At 69.0% G+C, this 15,287-nt stretch carries 14 protein-coding genes; 5 read left to right on the forward strand and 9 right to left on the reverse strand.

Features of this window, described 5'->3' with window-relative positions; translation table 11 throughout:
* The first annotated feature begins 57 nt into the window (after positions 1 to 57).
* Positions 58 to 882: a GNAT family N-acetyltransferase gene (locus IG65_RS0112010; protein WP_051755790.1), complete on the forward strand. Its 825-nt coding sequence runs from the start codon at positions 58 to 60 to the stop codon at positions 880 to 882.
* Positions 883 to 888: 6 nt separating this feature from the next.
* Here the strand turns inward: IG65_RS0112010 and IG65_RS0112015 are convergent, their stop codons facing one another.
* The gene (locus tag IG65_RS0112015) at positions 889 to 1,323 is read right to left on the reverse strand and encodes an SgcJ/EcaC family oxidoreductase (protein WP_030514970.1); all 435 of its coding nucleotides are present in this window, start codon (positions 1,321 to 1,323) and stop codon (positions 889 to 891) included.
* Positions 1,324 to 1,388: 65 nt separating this feature from the next.
* Complete coding sequence (locus IG65_RS0112020; protein WP_231509163.1) at positions 1,389 to 2,957, reverse strand: FAD-dependent monooxygenase; 1,569 nt, start codon at positions 2,955 to 2,957, stop codon at positions 1,389 to 1,391.
* A 48-nt stretch (positions 2,958 to 3,005) separates the two neighbouring features.
* On the opposite strand from IG65_RS0112020, the gene IG65_RS34620 reads away from it, so the two are divergent.
* Positions 3,006 to 3,755, forward strand: coding sequence for a TetR/AcrR family transcriptional regulator (locus IG65_RS34620; protein WP_231509166.1), 750 nt, complete (start codon positions 3,006 to 3,008; stop codon positions 3,753 to 3,755).
* A gap of 12 nt (positions 3,756 to 3,767) precedes the next feature.
* Here the strand turns inward: IG65_RS34620 and IG65_RS0112030 are convergent, their stop codons facing one another.
* The 4 genes from IG65_RS0112030 to IG65_RS0112045 all read right to left on the reverse strand — a co-directional run bounded on the left by IG65_RS0112030 (position 3,768) and on the right by IG65_RS0112045 (position 7,758).
* Positions 3,768 to 4,709 (reverse strand): hydroxymethylglutaryl-CoA lyase, encoded by a 942-nt coding sequence (locus tag IG65_RS0112030; protein WP_030514973.1) that lies wholly within the window; start codon positions 4,707 to 4,709, stop codon positions 3,768 to 3,770.
* Entirely contained in the window at positions 4,706 to 5,917 is a 1,212-nt protein-coding gene (locus tag IG65_RS0112035; RefSeq protein WP_030514974.1) for a CaiB/BaiF CoA-transferase family protein, read from the reverse strand. Before IG65_RS0112035 ends, IG65_RS0112030 begins: the two co-directional genes overlap by 4 nt.
* 33 nt (positions 5,918 to 5,950) lie before the next feature.
* Positions 5,951 to 6,880: a TauD/TfdA family dioxygenase gene (locus IG65_RS0112040; RefSeq protein ID WP_030514975.1), complete on the reverse strand. Its 930-nt coding sequence runs from the start codon at positions 6,878 to 6,880 to the stop codon at positions 5,951 to 5,953.
* A 107-nt stretch (positions 6,881 to 6,987) separates the two neighbouring features.
* Positions 6,988 to 7,758, reverse strand: coding sequence for a deoxyribonuclease IV (locus IG65_RS0112045; protein WP_030514976.1), 771 nt, complete (start codon positions 7,756 to 7,758; stop codon positions 6,988 to 6,990).
* 151 nt (positions 7,759 to 7,909) lie between these two features.
* On the opposite strand from IG65_RS0112045, the gene IG65_RS0112050 reads away from it, so the two are divergent.
* Positions 7,910 to 9,151 carry a serine/threonine-protein kinase gene (locus IG65_RS0112050; protein ID WP_081879420.1) on the forward strand — a complete coding sequence of 414 codons (1,242 nt, stop codon included), beginning with the start codon at positions 7,910 to 7,912 and terminating at the stop codon, positions 9,149 to 9,151.
* On the opposite strand, the gene IG65_RS0112055 is transcribed toward IG65_RS0112050, so the two are convergent.
* Complete coding sequence (locus tag IG65_RS0112055; RefSeq protein WP_051755791.1) at positions 9,087 to 9,845, reverse strand: phosphatase PAP2 family protein; 759 nt, start codon at positions 9,843 to 9,845, stop codon at positions 9,087 to 9,089. The two genes, IG65_RS0112050 and IG65_RS0112055, sit on opposite strands and share 65 nt — an antisense overlap.
* A 127-nt stretch (positions 9,846 to 9,972) precedes the next feature.
* On the opposite strand from IG65_RS0112055, the gene IG65_RS0112060 reads away from it, so the two are divergent.
* Together IG65_RS0112060 and IG65_RS0112065 are read left to right on the forward strand one after the other, a co-directional pair.
* Positions 9,973 to 10,737, forward strand: a complete 765-nt coding sequence (locus tag IG65_RS0112060) for an ABC transporter ATP-binding protein (protein ID WP_030514979.1) — start codon at positions 9,973 to 9,975, stop codon at positions 10,735 to 10,737.
* 4 nt (positions 10,738 to 10,741) lie between these two features.
* On the forward strand, positions 10,742 to 13,261 hold the full coding sequence (locus tag IG65_RS0112065; RefSeq protein ID WP_030514980.1) for an ABC transporter permease: 2,520 nt from the start codon (positions 10,742 to 10,744) through the stop codon (positions 13,259 to 13,261).
* A gap of 54 nt (positions 13,262 to 13,315) precedes the next feature.
* Here the strand turns inward: IG65_RS0112065 and IG65_RS0112070 are convergent, their stop codons facing one another.
* Complete coding sequence (locus IG65_RS0112070) at positions 13,316 to 13,858, reverse strand: hypothetical protein (RefSeq protein ID WP_036524139.1); 543 nt, start codon at positions 13,856 to 13,858, stop codon at positions 13,316 to 13,318.
* A 246-nt stretch (positions 13,859 to 14,104) separates the two neighbouring features.
* On the reverse strand, positions 14,105 to 15,274 hold the full coding sequence (locus IG65_RS0112075) for a VWA domain-containing protein (protein WP_030514982.1): 1,170 nt from the start codon (positions 15,272 to 15,274) through the stop codon (positions 14,105 to 14,107).
* Between the last annotated feature and the right edge of the window lie 13 nt (positions 15,275 to 15,287).

The raw sequence follows: 15,287 nt of genomic DNA on the forward strand, positions 1-15,287 counted from the left end.
CCCGCCGTCGCGGAAAATCGGTAGGCCAGCTGATCCGACGGGCCTACCGTTGGCGGCATGAGGATCGAGCTGACCACGGACCCGTTCGAACTCCGTGCCCGCGCAGGCGACTGCCTGGCGCGAGACCCGCTGCGGCACACGGTCATTGCCACGATGCTCCGCAACTGCGCGGCCGGGGCGATGACGGTCGATCCGGTCTTCGCCATGGTCTGCGACGGCGACATGGTGCTCGGGGTTGCCATGAATACCCCCGGGTACGGCGCGTACCTGGGTGACATTCCCGCCACGGCAGCGACGAGGCTGGCCGCGGCCCTGTTCGATCGCGACCCCGCCGTCGTGGCCGTCGAGGGAGATCCGCACTCCGCGTCGGAATTCGCCGTGCACTGGCAACGCTTGTCCGGCACCGCGTTTCGGCCGCAGTGGACGACGCGACTGTATCGCCTCGGGGAGTTGCGCATCCCTGCTGTTCCGGGACGTGTCCGCCGCGCCGGCGAATCCGATACCGATGTGTGCGTGCGCCTGGCCGAACGCATGCGCCGCGAGGAGGACATCGGCCCGGATCCGCGTGCCGTGCCCGATCGGATCGCCGCGGGGCAGTGGTGGCTGTGGGAGGACGGGGGTGCGGCGGTCTCCGTGGTCGCGCATCAGCGGCGCGCATACGGCTGGACCCGGATCGGGCCGGTCTACACCCCTCCCGAATTCCGCCGCCGCGGGTACGCTGCCGCCGCCACCGCGCAGGTGTCGAAAGTGCTGCGCGACAGTGGCTCCCAGGTATGCCTGTTCGCCGATCTCGCCAATCCGACCTCCAACAAGATCTATCAGGAGATCGGCTACCTCCCGGTCGGCGATTTCCCGAGGTTCGTCTTCGGCGCTTCCGAGTGACGGCGGCTACGCCGTGCGCCCCAGTGCCGATTTCTCCGGCTGGAACGGGGTGTTCTGGGCAGCCGCGAGCCACCACCGCCCGTCCCGTTCCACCAGCACGTACATGGCCGTCTCGGAGAAGCCGTCGGGATCGACTGCCTGCCTGCGGATCTGGGCCACCACCACGCCCGGCGCCGGTGTGGTCGCGGCGACCACCTCGAAGGTCGAGGGCGGCGCCACCTGTCCGGCCATCAGGCGGTGGTGAATCGGATTGAGCTGGTCGTAACCGACGACGGTGGCGCCGAACGGGCTGCCCCACAGCACATCCGCGGCGAAGGAGTGGTCGTAGAGATCGGCGTCGCCGGTCGCGCCCGCGCGTTGCAATTCCGCAGCGAAATGCGCGGCCACCCGCTGCGCCGTGGTGCGGGCTGCGGGGTCGTCGAGGGTCGGGCGCTGTGTCATGGCTGTCTCCTGTGTCGTGTTCGCTTCGGCTACAGCCCAACCTAGAAGCTGAAGTTAACTTCAGGTCAAGCATCCGCGTGGATGGCGGTCGAGCGGCCGCCGCGCTCGGGTTCGTGATCGGTGCCGTCCATGATTCGGGCCCAGGCCGACCGGAAGGCCGCGGCGGGATCGGCCGGTGCGACCGGAACCCGCCACGCGATCACCTGGTCCGGGCGGACCAGCAGCGCGCCCGTCGGCGTCGATCCGGTGGTGGCGCACCACGACCGGTCCATGCGGACGATCTCGACAGGCCGCGCGTCGAACTCCCAGTCCGGCGCCTCCGGGCCGACCAGCAGCGTGAACGCCGTGCCGATCAGATCGAGCGTGGAGCGGCCGTCGGCGAGGTAGCGGTGGGGCAGCCGGGTACCGGGCTGCCCGGTCAGATCCAGATGGTCCATGGTGTGCGTGCTGCCGTCGTCGACGAACGCGCCCGCGGGATATCGAGTGCCGAGGATCAGGGCGATCGGGTCGGCGAGCGGCGTGCCGTCGGTGGATTCGCGAGTCATGGTGCGCAGGTCGGCGGTTCGGATGCTCGATTGATCGGCGATGTACCGGCCGACGGGGCGGCGCTCGAGGTCGTAACTGTCGAGCAGGTGTGCCGGCGCCGCACCGCGCAGGACCAGCGCCAGTTTCCAGGCCAGGTTGTGGCCGTCCTGGATGCCGGTGTTGGCGCCCGCGGCCGCGTACGGCGGCATCACATGCGCCGCGTCGCCGGCCAGGAACACCCGGCCTAATCGGAACGTATCGGCGATGAACATTCCCGGCTCCCAGGGCAATACGCTCAACACCTCCACATCGATATCGGGGACCCCGATGGCCTCTCGCAGCAGTTCGGGCCACCGGGCGGCGGGGCGGTCGACCTCCGTCGAACTGGTGAAGATCCATCGGTGTGAGCCGTCCACCGAGGCGAAAGCGCCGGGGGCGCGGTCGTTCTCGATCTGGCAGAGGTTGAATTCGCGGCCCCGCACCCACTCCGTCAGATCCGCGCGGAAGTACACGTTCACGGCGCGGCCGAGGGTGCCGCGGCCGTGGCGGCCGATCCTCAGTCGCTCGCGGATCGGACTGTGCGCACCGTCCGCCGCGACGAGGTACGACGCTCGCAGGGTGTCGACGCGAGCCGGACCGGTGCGCAGGGTCGCGGTGAGACCCGCGGCGTCCTCGGTGATGTCGACGCATTCGACACCGAAGCGGATATCGCAACCGCGTGCCTCGGCCAGTTCGCGCAGAGTGGGCTCCAGCAGATCCTGTGCGCACAGACACGCCGCGGCGGGTGTGATCGCCTTCCAGTCCGGCAGCCCGTCGGGGAAGGTGAACGGCAACCGCTCGGCGCGGGCCAGTGTCGGCCCTGCCGCCATCGCCTGATGTGCCGAGAGTCCACGGGCGGCGTCCTCGACGGCCGCGGCGATGCCGATCCGGCGGAACAGCTCCATCGTCCGGATATTGATCCGGCGTGCCTTCGGCTGGGCCGAGGTGGTGGTCCGGCGCTCGACCAGCACCGACGGTACGCCCTGATGTCGCAGGAACAAGGCCGCGGTCAGGCCGGTCAATCCGCCGCCGACGATGAGCACGGGATCCGAGTGTACGTCGTACATCATGTGTACGTTGTACACCGATGGTTGAATTCCGGCAAGGAGGTGTGCACGGTGACCGAGGAAGTGCCGGGACCGCTCATCTGGTCCCTGCCGGAACCGCCCGGCCGGCCGACGACGAATCTGAGCCGGGCCGAGATTCTGCGCGCGGGAATGGCGATCGCCGATGCCGAGGGCGCGCGGGCCCTGACGATGCGCCGGGTGGCCCAGGCGGTGGGCGCGTCCACGCCGATGTCGCTGTATCGGTACGTGGGCAGTAAGGACGGGCTGGTCGATCTGATGATCGACGCCGTCTACGGCGAGGTGCCGCTCGCCGACGCTCCGGCTCCGGCGGCGCATCCGGACTGGCGAGGCGCGTTGGAACGTCTCGCGCTGGATACCTGGACTGTCATCCAGCGCCACCTCTGGTTCGGCGAACTCGTCCACACCCGCCCCCCGCTGGGCCCGAATGCGCTGCGCTACTTCGATTTCCGTTTCGCGATGCTCGAACCGCTCGGTCTGTCCGCCGACGACCTCGCACTGCTGACCGGTGCGGTGGACGGCCATCTGTTCGGCGCCGCCCTGCAGGTGGCCGAGGAGCGGCGCATGCGGGCCCGCGTCGGCCTCGCCACCGACCAGCAGCTCGCCGAGGCGGCGAAGCCCCTGGTGGAACCCCTGCTCGCGGACAGTCGCTATCCCGCCTTCACGCGCTGGTTCCACGGCCGCACCGGCGCCGGCCCCGCCGACCCCGTGGCGTGGACACTCGGGTGCCTGCTCGACGGCATCACCGCGCGTATGGGGCTGAACGAGCCGGACGGCCGATAGGGCACGGCACGCCTAATCCTGGCGCGGCACAACCCATTCGAAGGCACGAGCCTCCGAGCGAGCGCCTTCGGCGGTGCGGGAGCGGTTGGGCTCGCCCAGATCGGTGAGCAGACGTTCGGTGAGGCCGACCATGGTCGCCAGCGCGGCGGGGGTGAACCAGTCCGGGCGGGTGGCGAACAGAATGTCCTCGCTGGCGGTGTTGCCGCTCGCGCCCGGCGCGAAGGGGCAGCCGCCCAGACCGCCGAGGGAACCGTCCACCGCATCGGCGCCCGCGGCCAGGGCCGCCAGCGAGTTGGCGACACCCATACCCCAGGTGTCGTGGCCGTGGAAGAGGATGCGGCGCTGCGGAGTTCCCGATCGCACGGCGGCGATCAGGGCGTGCACCTGCGCCGGATAGGCCTGGCCGAGCGTATCGGCGATCACGATATCGGCGGCGCCGCCGGTGCGCGGATCGGCGGCGATCGCGAGGACCCGCTCGGGATCCACCGGCCCGTCGAACGGGCAGGTGAAAGAAGTTGCCAGACAGAGTTGAATGGACCCGCCGACCTCCTCGGTCAGCCGGATCGCCTCGGGCATCGCGGCCACGCTGTCCTGCGCCGTGCGGCCGATATTGGCCTTGTTGTGCGCATCCGACACCGACAGGCAGTATTGGAAGTTCCGCACCCCCGCCTCGGCGGCACGCGCGACCTGCCGCGGCGTGGCCACCCACACCCAGCAGCGTTGCAGCTCTTCGGGAGTCAGCGCGGCCACGACCTCCATGGTGTTGGCCATCGGCGGCACCAGATCCGGGCGTGCCATCGAACCGATCTCGAGTTCCGGCACGCCCAGCGCGAGGAGGGTGCGGGCGATCTCTACCTTGTGCTCGGTCGGCAGCACCTTGCCGGTCAGCTGAAGTCCGTCCCGCAGGGTCACATCCCGCAACGCACCCGCAGTGGTGGAAGGAAAGCCGCTCATCCCGCCTCCAGGCCGTCGATATCGGCGTCCGACATTCCCAGCAGTTCCGAGAGGACCTCTCGGGTGTGTTCGCCCAGATCGGGCCCCACCGCGCGGATCGGCAGCGAACGCTCGCCGATCACCGGGACGATGCCGGTGAAGGCGACCTGTTTCGGTTCGGCGGCGCCGACGTCGACCGGGAAATGCTGAATCATGTTGCGCGCCCGGTACTGTTCGTCGGCGACGATATCGGCCGCGGTGTAGATCGGGCCGCACGGGATGGCCGCCTGCTCGAGGATCGCCAGCGCCTCGTCGCGGGTGTGGCGCACACTCCATTCGCCGATCGCGGCGTCGAGGCGGTCGCGGTGGCGCCAGCGGCCGGCGTTGTCCTGCAATTCCGGATCCTCGGCGAGGTCGGGGCGCTCGATCACCTGCATATAGCGCCGGAAGATCGCGTCGCCGTTTCCACCGATGATGATGCTGGTGCCGTCGGCGCACGGGTAGGCGTTACTCGGCGCGATCCCTTCCATCCGACCGCCGACGCGCTGGCGGTTGATGCCGTAGGCCTCGTAGTCGGGAACCAGCGACTCCATCACGGAGAGAATCGACTCGTTCAGCGCGACGTCGATGATGCGCTGCGGCAACGGGATTCGCTCCTCGGTGCCCTTGCGCTGGAACAGTGCCAGCACCGTGCCGAAGGCGGCGTAGATCCCCGCGATGGAATCCCCGATCGAGACGCCCACCCGCACCGGCGGCCGATCCGGGTCGCCGACCAGTTCGCGCAGTCCGCCGATCGCCTCGGCGACCGCGGCGAAACCCGGCCGCTGGGAGAGCGGTCCGGTCTGCCCGTAGGCGGAGATGCGGGTGATGACCAGGTCGGGATTTGCCTCGTCGAGCACCTCGGGCCCCAGCCCCCACTTCTCCAGCATGCCGGGCCGGAAATTCTCCAGCAGCACATCGCAGTGCCGGACGAGATCCAGCACGATCGCCCGGCCCGCCTCGGTGCGCAGATCGAGGGTGATCGACTTCTTGTTGCGGTTCACCGTGCGATACAACATCGAGGTGTCGCCGCCGTAGAGGCGCCAATTGCGCAGTTCGTCACCGGTTTTCGGGCGTTCGACCTTGATCACCTCGGCGCCGAAGTCGCCGAGAATGCGCCCCGCGGTCGGCGCCGCGATGTAGTTGCCCAGTTCCAGTACCCGAACGCCGGCCAGCGGTCGAATCTCCATGTACCGATTCAACCACCGGCCGGCGCCGGAGGATCAGGCCGCCTCGGCCAGATCGTCGATGATCGAGTAGTGGTCGGCGTTACCGGCGATGCTGAGGCTGGTCCGGCCGTCCACGCCGACCGGGATGTCTCCGGCCAGCGTGATGCGGGTCAGCTTGCGGTGCTCGGCGCCGTCGTAGTCGTCGATCGCATAGTGCTGAGTGGCACGATTGTCCCAGATCGCCACGTCGCCGAGCGACCAGTTCCACCGGGTGGTGTGCTCGAGCCGGGTCACGCGATCCTGCAGCAGGCGGAACAGGGCGTGCGACTCGTTGCTGGACAGACCGACGAACTGCTTGACGAAATGTCCGAGCAGCAGCGCACGCTCACCGGTCTCGGGGTGTACCCGGACTACCGGATGCTCGGTCTCGTAGTAGGTCGACTGGAATTCCTCCCGGTAGGCCTGCGCGTTCGGGTCCGGCTGCTCCTCATGGCTCGCCGCGTAGTCGTACTTGTTGGTGTGCACGGCGCGCAGCTCCTCGGCCAGCCGCTTCAGCGGCTCCGGCAGCGAGGCGTAGGCGGCCACGGTCGAGGCCCACGTGGTCGAGCCGCCGTAGCTGGGCAGGGTCACCGCGCGCAGAATCGAGGCCTTCGGGACCCGGTCGACGAAGGTGACGTCGCTGTGCCAGCTGTTGGCTCGGCCGTGGTGGGAATCGATCGCCAGGCTCTTCACGCCTTTGGAGGTGACCGTCGGGTGCGGCGTGGTCGGACTTCCGAGCAGCTGAGCGAATTCGTGCTGACCGTCTTCGGTGAGATGGTGCTGATCCCGGAAGAAGATCACCTTGTGCTCGTTGAGGGCCGCGCGGATGGCCACGACCGTCTCCGGAGCCAGATCTCCGCCGAGCCGGACGCCGTCGATCCGGGCGCCGATGTGGGTTCCGAGTTTCACCACGGACACGGACTCTGCTGCGTGATCGCTTGACATGGAGGGCCTTTCGCTCGGAACGCGCTGTGTTCCGAGCACACCATCGGGGCCCGCGCGCGACCAGGTTTACGGTCAGCGCGATCACAAAGGCGGCGCCGGCGCTGCGCTCAGCCGACGTGTTCGCGCAGGTAGGCGAGGTCCTCGGCGACACCCTCGGCCGGTGTCTCCAGCACCACGGGGGCGTCGGCGGTCCGGCACACCTCGGCGAGCAACTGCGGATCGATGGTGCCGTCGGCGAAGTTGGCGTGCCGGTCGGCGCCGGAGTTGAAGTCGTCGCGCGAGGAGTTCAGATGCACCAGATCGATGCGGCCGGTGATCGCGCGGATCCGATCGACCACGCCGACCAACTCCTCACCACCCGCCCAGGCGTGGCAGGTGTCGAGGCAGAAGCCCGCGCCGAAATCGCCGACCGCATCCCACAGGCGGGCGATCGAATCGAAATGACGTGCCATGGCGTGATTACCGCCGGCGGTGTTCTCGATGAGGATCGGCACCGCGAACCCGCCTTTGTCCTGCTGGCGCTCGAACAGCTTGCGCCAGTTGACGATTCCGGCCTCGATCTCGGCATCCGAACGCACGTGCCCGCCGTGCACGACCAGGCCGAACGCGCCCAGATCGGCGGCGGCCTGCGCCTGCTGCGCGACCGCGTTGCGCGAGGGCATGCGCAACCTGTTGTTCGTACTGGCCACATTGATCTGATAGGAGGAATGCACCACCACGTCGATGGGGCTGGATTTGATCTCCTCCGTGCGCGGATGCGGCTGCGGTTTGTCCCAGCCCTGCGGATCCACGACGAACATCTGGATGACGTCGGCACCCAATCGCTCGCCGAAGCCGATCGGATCACTGTCTTGACGGACGTGTGCTCCAATACGCATGGCAGAGAGCGTATCGGTAGGCACCGACAGCCCGCAGCGACAGGCGGTGACCCGGTGTTCACCCGGGCCGGCGGCCCCGTCGATCGAGAATGCCGGTTCCGGTGGACTGCTATGGTTTCGGTGATTCCGGCACGGGAAGTGGGAGCGGGGCATGCTGGCCAACGGTGATGTGTTCGCGGGCTACGTCATCGAACGACTGTTGGGCCGCGGCGGTATGGGGCAGGTCTATCTGGCCAAACACCCGCGCTTGCCGCGGATGACCGCGCTGAAGTTGCTCAACCGCGAGATGGTCGCCGATCCGGAGATCCGGGCCCGCTTCGAGCGCGAGGCCGATCTGGTCGCCCAACTCGATCATCCCAAGGTCGTCACGGTCTACGATCGCGGCCTCGAGGACGGTCAGCTCTGGATCTCGATGCAGTACATCGACGGTATCGACGCCGCGAGTGTGGACCCGAAGAAGCTGCCGCCGGAGCGAGCCGTGCAGATTATCGCCGAGGTGGCCGAGGCGCTGGACTACGCGCACGGCAACGGGGTCATGCACCGGGATGTGAAGCCGGGCAACATGTTGCTCGCACGTTCCACCGGCGGCAAGGGCGAGCGGGTCTACCTCACCGACTTCGGGATCGCCCGCCTGCGCGACGACGGCGGTCACCTCACCCAGACCGGAACCTTCACCGCGACCCTGGCCTATGCCTCACCCGAACAGCTCACCGGCGCGCCGCTGGACGGCAGTTCGGACCAGTACTCGCTGGCGTGCAGCCTGTTCTGGCTGTTCACCGGCCGGGGACCGTTCAACGCGCCGAATCCGGCGGCGGTGATCCGCGGCCATCTGCAGGGACCGCCGCCCGCGCTGAGCAGTGTGCGACCCGGCCTGCCCGCGAACCTGGACGCGGTCCTGCTGAAGGCGATGCAGAAGCGTGCGGGCGACCGATTCGGCAGCTGTGCGGAGTTCGCCGCCGCCGCCCGCCAGGCGTTGTCCCCGGCCAGTGCGCCGCGGATGCCGACGGTCGGGCGCCCCTACACCGGTCCGCCGATGCCGACGACGGGCCGGCCGGGCACCGGGCCGGCCCAGCCGGTCGTGCATCGGCCGGCGACCGGTCCGTCGATGCCGCACGCGGCCCGGCCCCAACCGATGCCGCACCACGGGCCCGTGCCCCAGCCGTATCCCGCCACCGCCGCGCGTCCGGCGAATCAGCCGCAGCCGTACGGAGCCTCCGGGCAGTACAACCAGTACAACCAGCCTTACGGACAGCGGCCGCCGGCGCCGATGCAGCCGATGCGACCGGTCCCGGCGCAGAACACATCGAATACCGGGCTCATCATCGGCATCATCGTCGGCGCGGTGGTGCTGCTGCTGGTGGTTCTGGTTCTGCTGGCTGCGCTCTCGAGTTGACCCGCGCCCGCCACCACAGGTAGGGGCCGAGGCACAGCGCGAGCCAGATCAGCCCGATCGACCAACCGGCCAGCACATCGGTGGTCCAGTGCACGCCGAGATAAATCCTGGTCAGGCCGATCACCACCGCGAACAGTGCCGCGACCGCGACCGCGGCGACGCGTGCCATCCGGCCGCACGGCGAGAGCACGACCATGGCGGCCAGCACCCCGACCACCGCGGTGCTCCCCAGGGTGTGACCGGACGGGAACGACGGACTGGTCTCGGTGACCAGCTGATCGATCGCGGGCGGCCGGTGCCGCCCGATGGCCGACTTCAGCACGGCACCGATCACCGCTGTCCCGACACCCACCGCGGCCGTGGTCAGCAGCCGCGCCCACTGCCGCCGCACGCCGAACCAGGCGCAGGCCACGATGGTCAGGGCCGTCATCGCGGCGACGCCGCCGAAATCGGTGAGTGTCCGAATCACCGGGTTCAGCCAACCGATGCGATGGTCGATCACCCAGTCGGTGACGGGTACGTCGATGCGGGTGATGCCGCCACCGTCGATCGCGTCGTGGGTGAGTTGCGCGGCGAGGCCGAGGACCACCGCCGGCAGAAGCAATCGGGCGGCCGAAATCCAGCGCAGAAGGTCGTGCTGCGCCAGCGCGATCCCACCGACGAGCATCAGCAGGACCGGGGTGAGCGCAGCCATGCGCACGAGGATAGGTGCGCGGAAGCTCGGCGCTGCGGGATCCCCGGCGGGTCCCGGGAAATGCGCCCCAGGTATTGGGGGGAAATCCTGATGGCGCCCGCACGCCGGTTTGGCCAGACTGGAGACCATGACTGCCGATGCCCTGGGCACCGAACCCGCCGCGGCGACCACGCTCGCGGCCCGCGCCACCGACCTGACGAAACTGTACGGATCCGGAGACACCCAGGTCCGCGCCCTCGACGGGGTTTCGGCCGATTTCGCCCAGCGGGAGTTCACCGCGATCATGGGCCCGTCCGGCTCCGGAAAATCGACGTTGATGCATTGCCTGGCCGGACTGGACAGCGCCACCTCCGGCACGGTGTGCATCGGCGACACCGCGCTGACCGGTCTGTCGGACAAGCAGATGACGCGCCTGCGCCGCGACCGCATCGGCTTCGTCTTCCAGGCGTTCAACCTGGTGCCGACGCTGACCGCGCTGGAGAACATCACCCTGCCGCTGGATATCGCGGGCCGCAAGCCCGATCAGGAGTGGCTGGACACCGTGATCGGACGTCTCGGTCTGGGCGATCGCCTCGACCACCGGCCGAGTGAGCTGTCGGGCGGGCAGCAGCAGCGTGTCGCGTGTGCGCGGGCGCTGGTCGGCCGGCCCGACATCATCTTCGGCGACGAGCCGACCGGCAACCTCGATTCGCGGTCCTCCGGTGAGGTGCTGTCGATTCTGCGGGCTGCGGTCGACGAATTCGGCCAGACGGTCGTGATCGTCACGCACGAACCCCATGCCGCCTCCTACGCCGACCGCGTGATCTTCCTCGCCGACGGGCGCATCGTCGACGAATTGCGGGATCCCACAGCGGAATCGGTGCTGGACCGCATGAAGTCCCTGGAGGCATAGCGCCATGGCTGGATCGCCGATGCGCAAGGTGGCCTTGCGTAATCTGGCCGCGCACAAGGTGCGGCTGGCGCTGACGTTGCTCTCGGTCGTGCTCGGAACCGCCTTCGTCGCAGGCTCTTTCGTCTTCACCGACACCCTGCAGCGCACCTTCGACGGCATCTTCGCCGACCAGGCGAAGGGCGTCGACGTACGGGTGGAGCCGAAACACAGCCAGTCGCTGGGTGTTCCGAACGAACTGGTCGCCAAGGTCGCCGCGACCGACGGCGTGCGCGCGGTGGCGCCGGCGGTGCAGGGACCGATCGTTCTGCTGAAGGACGGGCATGCGGTGCAGACGGGCGGCGCGCCGAGCTGGGGCCGGTCGTATCTGCCGCCGGACAAGGCGATCGCCGACCCGGAGCATTTCGTCGACGGAGTGGCGCCGGTGACACCGGGGCAGATCGCGATCAATTCCGGTGGCGCGGACCGGGCCGGATTGCACGTGGGTGACAAGGCCAAGGTGCTGATTCCCTCCCGCGGCACCATCGACATGACCGTCAGCGGCATCTACACCGTGTCCTCGGACACCGGCGGATTCATCGGGCTGCTGTTCGACGACGCGCAGGCCCGGGAACTGTTCACCGACGGAGCGCATGTCGCCTACGTGGATGTGGCCGCGGTGCCCGGGGTGTCCCCGGACACATTGCGCGACCGGATCGCGAAGGTGGCGCCCGACTACAAGGTCATGAACGGCGATCAGGTGCGCGCCGATCTGAAGGCCCAGGTCGGCAACGCGCTGAAATTCGTCAACTACTTCCTGCTGGCCTTCGGCGCGATCGCGCTGCTGGTCGGCACCTTCATCATCTACAACACCTTCTCGATGATCGTGGCGCAGCGATTGCGGGAGCTGGCGCTGTTGCGAGCGGTCGGGGCCGGGCGGCGTCAGGTCGGCTTGTCGGTGGTGGCGGAGGCCTTCGTCATCGGCCTGATCGGCAGTCTGCTCGGGCTGGCCGGCGGCATCGGGCTGGCGTTCGGGCTGTCCGCGCTGCTCAATGCGTTCGACCTCGGACTGCCCACCGGAACCATGCAGGTCTTGCCGCGGACCGTGCTGACGGCGATCGCCATCGGCCTGGTGGTGACGGTGGCCAGCGCCTACGCGCCCGCTCGGCGGGCGGCCAAGATTCCGCCGGTGGAGGCGATGCGCGAGGAGTTCGCCTCGGTCGGTGAATCGCTGCGCGTGCGCACGCTGATCGGTGCGGTCCTGGCGGTGATCGGTGTGGTGCTGGTGGTGCTCGGGGCCCGCAACACCGGCGGCAATGCCGCGGCCACGGTCGGAGTCGGCGCGGCCGCTTTGATTTTCGCGGTCCTGTTCGCCTCACCGGCATTGTCGCGACCGGTGGTCGGAGCGCTGAGCCTGCTGGTACGTCCGTTCGGCTCGATCGGCGCGATGGCGCGCAACAACGCGATGCGCAACCCACGCCGCACCGCCGCCACGGCGTTCGCGCTCACCTTGGGGCTGATGCTGGTCTCGGCGATCGGCATGCTCGGCGCCTCGGCGAAGGCCAGTGTCGGCGAACTCGTCGACAAGGGTGTGAACGCCGACTACGTCCTGGCCGGGCCGCAGATGATCGGTGTGCCGCTGGGCGCCGCGGAGGCGGCGCGCTCGGTCCCCGGGGTTTCCGACGTGGTGGCCTTCCGCGGGGTCGCGCTGCGGGTGGGCGACAACCAGGTCACCGGCACCTCACCGGACGCGCCGATGGGGCAGGTCCTGCGCTACGACATCCGCCACGGCACCGGCAACCTCACCGGCGACTCCCTGCTGGTGTCGGAAACCGAAGCGGGCGACCGCAATTGGCATGCGGGTGACCGCGTCGAGGTCACCAGTGTGGACAACAAGAAGTTCTCGGTGACCGTCGCCGGCATCTATGCCGACAGTCAGCTGCTCGGCCCCCTGGTGGTGGCGCCGGACCTCTACAACCAGGTGATGCCGGTGGCGTTCCGCACCGACCTGATCGTGCTGGTCAAGGCCGCGCCGGGCGCCGACGTCGCCGCGATGCGGGGCAACCTGGAGAAGGCGACCGCGTCCTACGTGGTGGTGCAGGTGCAGGACCGCGAGGAATTCAAAGGCGCACAGGGCAAACAGATCAACACCATGCTCGCCATCCTCTACGGGCTGCTGGCATTGGCGGTGGTGATCGCGATTCTCGGCATCGTGAATACGCTCGCCCTCTCGGTCGTCGAGCGGCGGCGCGAGATCGGCATGCTCCGTGCGGTCGGCATGCAGCGCCCACAGGTCCGGCGCACGATCTATCTCGAATCCATGCTGATCGCGGTCTTCGGTGCCGTGGTCGGGGTGGTCCTCGGGCTGGGACTCGGCGTCGGATTCCTGCGCACGCTGTCGGATCTGGGGTTGAGCACGATCACCGTGCCGTGGGGCCAGATCGTGGGCATGTTGATCGGCTCGGCCGTGGTCGGTGTGCTGGCGGCGCTGTGGCCGGCCGTGCGCGCCGCGCGCACACCACCGCTGGCGGCGATCGCCGATCTGTGACGGTGAGGATACGGCCGCTGAGCGCAGGCGTTCAGCGGCCGACCCGAATCACGCTCAGACGCAGTACTGGCAGACGCCGCCGGCGGGCAGCTGGATGAAGCACTGCGAGCAGACCGCCGGCCGCGGCTCGGAGGTCTTCTCCTCCTGTGCCATCACGGTTTTGGTCGCGCTGCGACCGCGACGGCGCGCGTCCACCTTCGGCGTCAGCGGCGGAACGCCGACCTCGGCGGGCATCTCCGCGCCGTAGTGCTGATAGCACTGCCAGCGGGCGTAGGCCGCATGCAGTTCGAGATCGTCGGGAATCGGCAGGCCGGCGAGTTCGAGCACGTACTTGTAGTCGTCGCCGACGGTGTGGTTCTGGCGTACGCACAGCGCGGTCAGCGGCGGCTCACCGGCGCCGTGGCAGCGCCGCGCGACCTTCCGCAGGATCGCGGCCATCCAGGTGCGTGTCGGCGCCTCGGTATGCACCCCGGACACGTCCTGAATCCGTTCGGCCAACTCGTTCACAGTGATGAAATGCCCGTATCCGGTCGCGGTTTCGGCCAGTTCGGCATGTGCGGCCAATGCCCAGGCCACCGCCGCCTCGCGAAATGACACCGCAGTGCCGTCACCTACCCGCCATGCTCCTGCCGTCGTGGCCACGGAATTCTTCAACACCGGTCCAAGTTATCGCGTCCATTTCCGCGCCGGCGCGCGGCCCGCCGAACTGCGCGGCCCGTGCGGAGGAAATCGGCCGTACCCCGCCGAGAACAGCAGGTAGTCGCCGCGCGACTGCGCTGCCGGTGAGAGTTGCGGTCCGGCAAGACCTTTCGGTGGCGCCGGACACGGGCGCCGGTCGGGTGATCATCGGCGGCTCGCGTTGGATCGGGCCCAGGTCGCCACATCGCCGCGGTCGAGGGCCACCGACAGCAGGTCGGGAAAGCGGTCGGGAGTGCACGCGAAGGCGGGAACTCCGAGCGCGGCGAGCGCGGCGGCGTTGTCGTGGTCGTAGGCCGGGGCGCCCTCGTCGGAGAGCGCGAGCAGTACCAGGACCTGGACGCCCGCCTCCTTCATCGCCGAGATCCGCCGCAACATCTCGTCGCGGATTCCACCCTCGTACAGGTCGGAGATCAGGACGAACAGCGTGTCGGCCGGCCGGGTGACGAGTTGCCCGCAGTAGGCGATGGCCCGGTTGATATCGGTCCCGCCGCCGAGCTGTGTGCCGAACAGCACATCCACCGGATCCGACAGTTGCTCGGTGAGATCCACCACGGACGTGTCGAAGACCACCAGTGAGGTCTTCAGCGAGCGCATGGAGGCGAGTACCGCACCGAAGACGGAGGCATAGACGACGCTGGCCGCCATGGACCCCGATTGGTCGATCGCGAGCACCACCTCCCGCCGCACCGCCTGCGCCTTGCGCCCGTATCCGACCAGTTGCTGCGGCACCACCGTGCGGTGTTCGGGCAGATAGTGGGCGAGGTTGCGGCGAATCGTCCGATCCCAGTCGATATCGCGCAGCCGTGGCCGCGACACCCGCGCCGCCCGGTTCAGCGCACCGGACACCGCGGCCACGGTGCGCGCGGCGAGCCGGCGTTCGATGTCGCGCACCACCTTCTCGACCACGACTCGTGCTGTGGCGCGGGTGGTTTCGGGCATCATGCGGTTCAGGCTGAGCAGGGTGCCGACGAGCTGGACGTCGGGTTCGACCGCCTCGAGCAGTTCGGGCTCGAGCAGCAGTTGCGTGAGTTGCAGCCGGTCGATGGCGTCGCGTTGCATGACCTCGACCACCGTCGACGGAAAGTAGGTGCGGATATCGCCCAGCCAGCGGGCGACCTTCGGCGCCGAACCACCCAGGCCGGCGGCGCGCTTGTCCGACGGGGTGTGCTCGTCGGCGTTGTAGAGCGCCGACAGCGCCCGGTCCATCGCCGCGTCCTCGGCGGTACCGAGCCCGCCCAGACCCGCCTCGGCGGGAGCGCCGAGGACCAGTCGCCAGCGCCGGGCCTGCATCTCATCCGATTCGATATGGGTCATCGTCGGCTCCTCT

Origin of the sequence: Nocardia sp. NRRL WC-3656, from assembly GCF_000720265.1 — a bacterium.
GTDB lineage: Bacteria > Actinomycetota > Actinomycetes > Mycobacteriales > Mycobacteriaceae > Nocardia > Nocardia nova.